Source organism: Galbibacter orientalis DSM 19592, from assembly GCF_000260115.1.
In the GTDB taxonomy this organism is placed as follows: domain Bacteria; phylum Bacteroidota; class Bacteroidia; order Flavobacteriales; family Flavobacteriaceae; genus Galbibacter; species Galbibacter orientalis.
Genome location: NZ_JH651379.1, coordinates 2113866 through 2120865, shown reverse-complemented (window position 1 = coordinate 2120865; position 7000 = coordinate 2113866). Strand labels below are relative to the sequence as shown.

The 7000-nt window shown below is 37.2% G+C and carries 8 protein-coding genes; 6 read left to right on the top strand and 2 right to left on the bottom strand.

Features of this window, described 5'->3' with window-relative positions; genetic code table 11:
• A partial coding sequence (locus tag JOOMADRAFT_RS09325) for a TraG family conjugative transposon ATPase (RefSeq protein WP_008612777.1) occupies positions 1 to 2328 on the bottom strand: 2328 nt, incomplete at its 3' end.
• A 5-nt stretch (positions 2329 to 2333) separates the two neighbouring features.
• Between JOOMADRAFT_RS09325 and JOOMADRAFT_RS20660 the strand changes: the two genes are divergently transcribed.
• On the top strand, positions 2334 to 2582 hold the full coding sequence (locus JOOMADRAFT_RS20660) for a hypothetical protein (protein ID WP_040879650.1): 249 nt from the start codon (positions 2334 to 2336) through the stop codon (positions 2580 to 2582).
• A 16-nt stretch (positions 2583 to 2598) separates the two neighbouring features.
• Here the strand turns inward: JOOMADRAFT_RS20660 and JOOMADRAFT_RS09315 are convergent, their stop codons facing one another.
• Positions 2599 to 2886 carry a hypothetical protein gene (locus tag JOOMADRAFT_RS09315; RefSeq protein ID WP_008612775.1) on the bottom strand — a complete coding sequence of 96 codons (288 nt, stop codon included), beginning with the start codon at positions 2884 to 2886 and terminating at the stop codon, positions 2599 to 2601.
• 189 nt (positions 2887 to 3075) lie between these two features.
• Between JOOMADRAFT_RS09315 and JOOMADRAFT_RS09310 the strand changes: the two genes are divergently transcribed.
• The 5 genes from JOOMADRAFT_RS09310 (at position 3076) to JOOMADRAFT_RS09290 (ending at position 6998) form a co-directional block, all read left to right on the top strand.
• Complete coding sequence (locus JOOMADRAFT_RS09310) at positions 3076 to 3570, top strand: N-acetylmuramoyl-L-alanine amidase family protein (protein WP_008612774.1); 495 nt, start codon at positions 3076 to 3078, stop codon at positions 3568 to 3570.
• A 296-nt stretch (positions 3571 to 3866) separates the two neighbouring features.
• The gene (locus JOOMADRAFT_RS09305; RefSeq protein ID WP_008612772.1) at positions 3867 to 4523 is read left to right on the top strand and encodes a class I SAM-dependent methyltransferase; all 657 of its coding nucleotides are present in this window, start codon (positions 3867 to 3869) and stop codon (positions 4521 to 4523) included.
• Positions 4524 to 4676: 153 nt separating this feature from the next.
• On the top strand, positions 4677 to 5051 hold the full coding sequence (locus JOOMADRAFT_RS09300) for an ArsR/SmtB family transcription factor (RefSeq protein WP_008612771.1): 375 nt from the start codon (positions 4677 to 4679) through the stop codon (positions 5049 to 5051).
• Positions 5048 to 5650 (top strand): mercuric transport protein MerTP, encoded by a 603-nt coding sequence (gene merTP / locus JOOMADRAFT_RS09295; protein ID WP_008612770.1) that lies wholly within the window; start codon positions 5048 to 5050, stop codon positions 5648 to 5650. The genes JOOMADRAFT_RS09300 and merTP overlap by 4 nt, the downstream gene beginning before the upstream one ends.
• A gap of 1 nt (position 5651) precedes the next feature.
• Entirely contained in the window at positions 5652 to 6998 is a 1347-nt protein-coding gene (locus JOOMADRAFT_RS09290) for a dihydrolipoyl dehydrogenase family protein (RefSeq protein ID WP_008612769.1), read from the top strand.
• Positions 6999 to 7000 lie beyond the last annotated feature (2 nt).

Below are 7000 nucleotides of genomic sequence, written 5' to 3'. Positions count from 1 at the left end.
ATTTTCCTTTCCATCCGTGAGATAAGCGGCATATACTTCCTTGGGAACTTCAAGCCTAAAAATGTTACTCTCCTTACCAATCTTGATGAACATTTCGGTGTACTTTCGTTTTCCGGAAAGATTGTTCTTGATGGATTTTAATTGGTTTAAATCGTGGCTTGATAGGTTAAGCCGCTTGACAAGTTCCGCATAGCCTTTCTCGTTGTTCAGGCTGTAGATAACCTGTGTATTTTCTATGATGCTTGCCGAAGTTGAATTATTTGGAAGTTGATTGATGGATTGCAGAATAATCCCAATCGCTCCGTTCTGTTTACGGATGGCCTGATAGTAGAATTCAACACTTTCCAGTACGTTTTCAAACTTCAGTTGCTTGGCAAATTCATCGAACAGGATGATGCCTTTTTCAGCTCTGTTTTTCCAAATGGTTCTTTGGATGGCAGACTTTATCAGTTTCAACATTACGGAAAGGATTTCCTTATTGTCCTTCACTTCGTCCAGTTCAAAAACGATGAGCCGTTTATCCTCGATTTTATAGGTCTGATCTTCGCTAACTTCAAAGAGGAAGCTATATAGCCCATCGCCAACATACTCCGACATTACGTGCAAAAAGCCCGTAACATTGAAGTAGTCAGGATGGATTTTGAGCTGACCCAAAAGATCTTTTTGGTTGCGCTCGATAAAATGATAAAAACCATCCAAGGAGTGGTTTTCTAAAGTGCTATCATAATAATGGCGCAATATTTTCTTGACGGAAACAGATTGTGCCTTGGTTACTTTTAAATCGGAAGCGAACAGCTCAAATAGGAACACCGATAAATCTTCCAAGCGTTCCGGTGTTAGGTCATTGATATCGCTGATGTAAAATGGGTTGATTCCCAGGTTCTTTCCACTTTCATAGCGCAAGACGGTGTACTGTTCTGGATAGAGTTTGGCGAATTTGGTATAAGAACCGCCCAGATCAATGATGACCAGGCGCACGCCACTTTCAAAATATTGGCGCAGAATATTATTGGCCAAAAAGGATTTCCCTTCACCGGTGGGTGCGAAAATGGCAAAGTTGCGTGCCTTGATACGTTTTTTGTGTTCGTCCCAAACATCCTTCAGAACTGGGATGTTATGTTCCCGGTCATTGAAGATGATACCGGTATCATCCGACTTGTAGTTGGTATTATTGATGAACAGACAAAGCGCGTGTTTGAGATCCGTTACGTACAAATCATTGTTAGAGAAATTGGAGGAAAAGCAGCAGTAGCTGTTCAGGATATAATTTTTACGTTCTTCGCCCCTTGGATAATATGGAATAATGTCCAGTTCCTTAAATTCAGTCTTGATTTTAGAACCGATGCGGCTTAGGTTGGCGGCATTTTTATCCCAATAGACGATGTTCAAATGACCACGGATAATCCGTGCATTATCATCGGCATTGATCTGGTCAAGGATGTGCTGGATTTTTCCTAATACCACTTTGTTTTGCGAACCAAAGTTGGAACTCTTGTTCAGTTCCTCGACTTTTTTGTCCAGCAGCTTGCGCCATTTTTGTTTGTCGTCCAGATACAGGATTTGGTTGACAATGTGGCTTTCGTTAAGCGTAAGCCCTATGCCATCAATAAACCCTTGATGAAACACAAAATCGTCAGAAGTGAATTTCTCATTGGTCTTGCTGCTCTGTACACTTTCGCCAAAGCACAGTTCGCTGTTGATGGCCAGGGCATCAAAATAATTTTCGCCGATATTGACGTTCTTTTTTTCCAGTAAAATATCGGTATCAAAACCTTCGTTGAAGCCATTGAAATAGCCATTCGTTAGATTTTGAATTGAATCCGCATCAAGTGGAGAAAATTCCATTTTGCGGCTGTTGTTGATAAAGGAAACCGAATCGTTGACCGAACCGATAAAACGTTGCACGGTATCATCTAGTTCCCTGATAATACTCTTTGAAACCTTTCGGAACGGGTTGACATATTTGGGATTGTTGAGCGCTTTGTTCTTGGTCAGAACAAAGAACAGGAAGCAGCGGTGCTCCATATACTCACGTCCTTTGAAATGGTCGTGGGTCGCCTTTTCCAAAAAGGTCTTATTGGGAAGTTGTTCTGATGTATAGCTCTTTTTGAGATAAACATCCTGTTTGTGGACAACCGTACCAACAGGTAATGATTTTAAGGCCTGAAACCAAGCCCCGTGCATATCCTCAAAATCCTTTTCGGACAGCGAGTATATTTCAGGCAGGTTGCCTTCATAACACAAAACCACATTGCCATTGTTGGCAAAGATGATATTGTTCTGAATATCTGCGATGGATTGGTATGCCGAAAGATTAATCTTGTTCATAATTGATGCCGGAATTTCTTTTGTTACTGATGATTTTTGGGAAAGCTTTTGCCATCTGGAAAATTTGTGGATTGCTTGTAATTCGGGTCAGGGCGATATATAGAACTGAATTGATAAGCAATACGCCAATGATAATCCCGAAGCTGAACGAAAAGATGATGATGAGTAGCGAAGCAAGAATGGAAACCATCATTATTGCAAAGAGGGATATGGGCAGCCCAAAAATGACCGCCCGTTTCCTGATGTTTTTATAAACCTCGAACCGCTTCATTATACTACGATTCCGATTAGGTAGGTGAAAATGCCTACTACTGCACCAGCAATCAAGACAAAGACGAGCACACGGGTAATCCCTTTTTTGAGATCGGCGTTTTCCCCGAAGAAATGTCCCGCGTTGAACAGGAAGCCAATCAGGAAGATTACACCAAGGATTATTGGAAAAATTGTCCTAATTGTGCTAGAAACATCGTCAACTGAATCTTCGATTCCTCCAATTTGTGCAAAAAGTGATGTTGAGAGCAACGAAAGAAAAGTTGCCAAGTAGATTGATTTTTTCATAACGGAACAGTTTAATTTTTTGATTCGTTTTCGTTAAGGGAAAAGTACATATATTTGTATTCAAATACCTGAAAATCAAATATTTGTGAATAAAATATTATTTGGTATTAATTGAATTCCGTTGCCATTATTTGGTATCAAATTTTATGAATTTTGGAAGGCAAGTTGTTGATAACTCAAAGATTGAAAATGAAAAAAGTGCTCAAAAACGTCAGTTTTGTCTTTTTGCTCCTAAAAATGTGCATCGTTTTTGGGCAGAAACCAGCAACTCAAAAACGAATTGTTATTGATGTTGGTCACGGCGGAAAAGATTCCGGTGCGGTAGGAATTAATTTCGTACAGGAAAAGGATGTCGTACTGAACATCGCTCTGGAAGTTTTAAGGCTTAACAAAAAGTCAAAAACACCGTTGGATATTTTTTTGACCCGGTATAACGATACGCTTATTTCATTATCTGATAGAACCAAGTTGGCAAAGGCTCTTAAAGCTGATTTGTTTATTTCCTTGCATTGCAATCATTCAGATAATGCTAACGCAAGAGGCATTGAAGTTTATGTGACTAATACTAAATCTCAGTTTTCAGGCCTCTCAACCTTGCTTGCTTATCTGTTGCAGGCTTGTTTTAAAAAAGAATTGGGTTTTGAGAGTAGAGGCGTGAAGTTTGCGAATTTTCAGGTGCTTTGAGAAAGTGTTGATTACCGCCCTGCTGTTTTAGTAGAAGTTGGATTTCTTTCCAACGAAGATGAAGGGTTCTATTTTTTGCAGCCTTCTAAAGTCAAGGCCGTGGCGATGGCTATTTTAAAAGGAATCTATAACTACTCAAATAAACGATTATGAAAGACGTATTCATCGAAACAATTAAAAGCATCCGAGAAGTATTGAAAGTTTTTTTGTCAGAAGTTCTAAGGCAGATTTATGACCTGAAAAATAAGAAATGAGTATTTTTATACAACAAGTTCATCACCAGATAAAAAAGCATAATGGAAACTCAAATGTACGGAACAAAGGAAGAACAGGAAAACGCTATTCGTTACTACGATAAGCTTTCCGTCCTTTACGATTACATCTCAAATTGGTATTATAAAAAAGCCAGGAACTATGCCATCAAAGAGCTTCAACTCAAAAATGGACAGACCGTATTAAACGTGCCCTGCGGAACAGGGGTCAACTTTAAATATTTCAACGAATATTTGAACAATACAGGACTTATCATTGGCATTGACCTGTCGAGTGGAATGCTTGATAAGGTCAAACAAAAAATAGAAAAAAACGGTTGGACAAATGTCAAAATAGAATTAAACAACGCCACAAAAATTGATCAGAATTGGCTTGATTATCGGGATGAACAAATTATCATCGACTCCGTTTTTTGCGACCTTGGTTTGTCTGGGCTGCCCGAATGGCGAAACATAATCGACAATATGATTTCAATTTTAAAACCAAACGGTAGAATTGTTATTCTCGACTGGTATCTTGAAAAACCAAGTTTAAAGGGCGATTTTGGAAAATGGATTGGGAAAGGCGAAGTGGACAGACCAATATACCAATATTTAGAGACGAAGGTTTCCAATTTTAAAGTGGATGATAGTTTTAATTATGGAGGTGTATTTGTCGCTTCTGGTAGTAAACCCGAATAAACCTTATACACTGTTTATGAAAAAGCATTCAATTTAAATTTACTTTTTGTATCACCAGCCTACTCAAAAGCTACCAAATTAAAAAATCTAAGTTTTTTTGCACTTCATTAATTTAGTATTTGCTTAAATAAGAAATAAATGTAACTTTGTGCTATGGAAAATAATTCTTGCATAAGACAACAAGCCGATATTGAACAAATAAATCGTTGCAAAAACATAGTTTCAGAATTAAATGAATCGTTCGACTATTTAGCGAATGGACTTTCTTTAGTTGGAAACAGCGTAAGACTTAAAATACTTTACTTACTCTTTGAGGAAAAAAAACTTTGTGTTTGTGATTTAAGCGATATTCTTGGAATGAACATTTCTGCTATTTCCCAACACTTAAGGAAAATGAAAGACCGAAATCTATTAGAAACCGATAGAGAAGCTCAAACGATTTTTTACTCACTCACGGCTGAATACGAAAAATTACTAAATCCATTCTTTGAGATACTTGACAAAAACAAAATTTTAGAAACGATATGAAAAGCGAAAACAAATTAATTGGTGCAGGTTTGTTAACTGCTATTACAGCTTCATTATGTTGTATTACGCCAGTTTTGGCTCTAATCGCTGGAACAAGCGGAATTGCTTCAACATTTTCTTGGATTGAACCTTTTAGACCTTATTTAATTGGACTGACAATTTTAGTTCTTGGCTTTGCTTGGTATCAAAAACTTAAACCTCAAAAAGAAATCGACTGTGATTGTGAGACGGACGAAAAACCAAAATTTATTCAATCAAAAAAGTTTTTAGGAATTGTGACCGTATTTGCAATTGTAATGTTGTCTTTCCCATATTATTCAGGAATTTTTTACCCAAACACAGAAAAGCAAATAATTGTAGTTGACAAATTGGACATTAAAACAACTGAATTTAAAATCAGCGGAATGACCTGTGCGAGTTGCGAAGAACACGTAAATCACGAAGTAAATAAACTCAACGGAATTGTAAACTCAAATGCGTCCTACGAAAATGGAAATGCAATCATTGAATTTGACAAAACTAAAACCAACGAAACGGAAATCGAAAAAGCAATTAAATCAACAGGTTATAAAGTAACCGACAAAAAAGAAATCAATTAGTATGAAAGAATATGATGTATTTATAATTGGTTCGGGAATGGCAGGAATGACCATCGCCAATAAATGTGCCTCAAAAGGCCTGAAAGTCGGGATAACGGATGAATTACCTTACGGTGGCACTTGTGCATTGAGAGGTTGTGACCCAAAAAAAGTGATTATAGGCGCTACGGAAGTACGAGACTTTGCCAAAAGACTTAAAGGTAATGGCATTGACACCATACCTAAAGTCAATTGGAAGGACATAATGGCCTTTAAACAAACGTTTGTGGATGAAATGCCACCAAAAATTGAAAAGGGGTACAAAAATAACGGAATTGATACTTTTCATAGTTCAGCAAAATTTCTTTCAGAAAACACGTTGGAAGTTGGAAGTGATAAGGTAAAAGCTGAAAAAATTGTAATTGCAGCTGGCGCGAAGCCACGAATTTTAGAATTTGAAGGTGGTCATTATGCCAAATCCAGTACCTATTTCTTGAATTTAGAAAAATTGCCGAAATCATTATTATTTATCGGTGGTGGATATATTGCTTTTGAGTTTGCACATATAGCAGCTCGATGTGGAGCAGAAGTAACCATTGTTCATCGTGGTAAAAATCCTTTAGAAAATTTTGAACAAGATATTGTAAAACATCTTGTTTCTGCCACAAAGAAATTAGGAATAAAACTCATTCTTGAAACCGAAGTAGCGGCTATTGAAAAAACCGAAAACAATTATAGAGTGAAAGGAAAATCCGCAGAGAATACTGAATATTTTGAAGCCGAAGCTGTTTTTAATTCTGCAGGACGACCACCTGCAATTTTTGATTTAGACTTGGATAAAGCCAATATAGCCTTTACTAAAAAGGGTATTTCAGTAAACGAATATCTTCAAAATACTTCAAATCCAAATATTTATTCAGCGGGCGATGCCGCAGATTCAGCAGGTTTGCCATTAACCCCTATTGCTGTTTTGGAAGGTCATATTGTTGCTTCAAATATAATTAAAGGCAATTCTAAAGAAATAAGTTATCCACCAATGCCAACGGTAGTTTTTACTTTGCCTACTATGGCTTCTGTTGGCTTTACTGAATTGAAAGCGAAAGAGCTGAATTACAACATTAGGATAAACTATAAAGGGGTTGGCAATTGGTTCAATGCTAAACGCTTGAATGTAGAAGAATATGCGTTCAAAACTATAATTGACAATGAAACCCAAACAATTTTGGGAGCGCATTTAATCGGACCACATACAGAAGAAACCATAAATCTCTTCGCAATGGCCATAAAAACAAAGATGAAGGTTAATGATATTAGAACAATGATTTTCTCATATCCAACATTGGCTTCGGACATAACACATATGCTTTAACA

Bases quoted from the DNA above. Each gene is read 5' to 3' on its own strand.
- JOOMADRAFT_RS20660 (WP_040879650.1), top strand. From the start codon at position 2,334: ATGCCGGAATTTCTTTTGTTACTGATGATTTTTGGGAAAGCTTTTGCC.
- JOOMADRAFT_RS09315 (WP_008612775.1), bottom strand. From the start codon at position 2,886: ATGAAAAAATCAATCTACTTGGCAACTTTTCTTTCGTTGCTCTCAACA.
- JOOMADRAFT_RS09310 (WP_008612774.1), top strand. From the start codon at position 3,076: ATGAAAAAAGTGCTCAAAAACGTCAGTTTTGTCTTTTTGCTCCTAAAA.
- JOOMADRAFT_RS09305 (WP_008612772.1), top strand. From the start codon at position 3,867: ATGGAAACTCAAATGTACGGAACAAAGGAAGAACAGGAAAACGCTATT.
- JOOMADRAFT_RS09300 (WP_008612771.1), top strand. From the start codon at position 4,677: ATGGAAAATAATTCTTGCATAAGACAACAAGCCGATATTGAACAAATA.
- merTP (WP_008612770.1), top strand. From the start codon at position 5,048: ATGAAAAGCGAAAACAAATTAATTGGTGCAGGTTTGTTAACTGCTATT.
- JOOMADRAFT_RS09290 (WP_008612769.1), top strand. From the start codon at position 5,652: ATGAAAGAATATGATGTATTTATAATTGGTTCGGGAATGGCAGGAATG.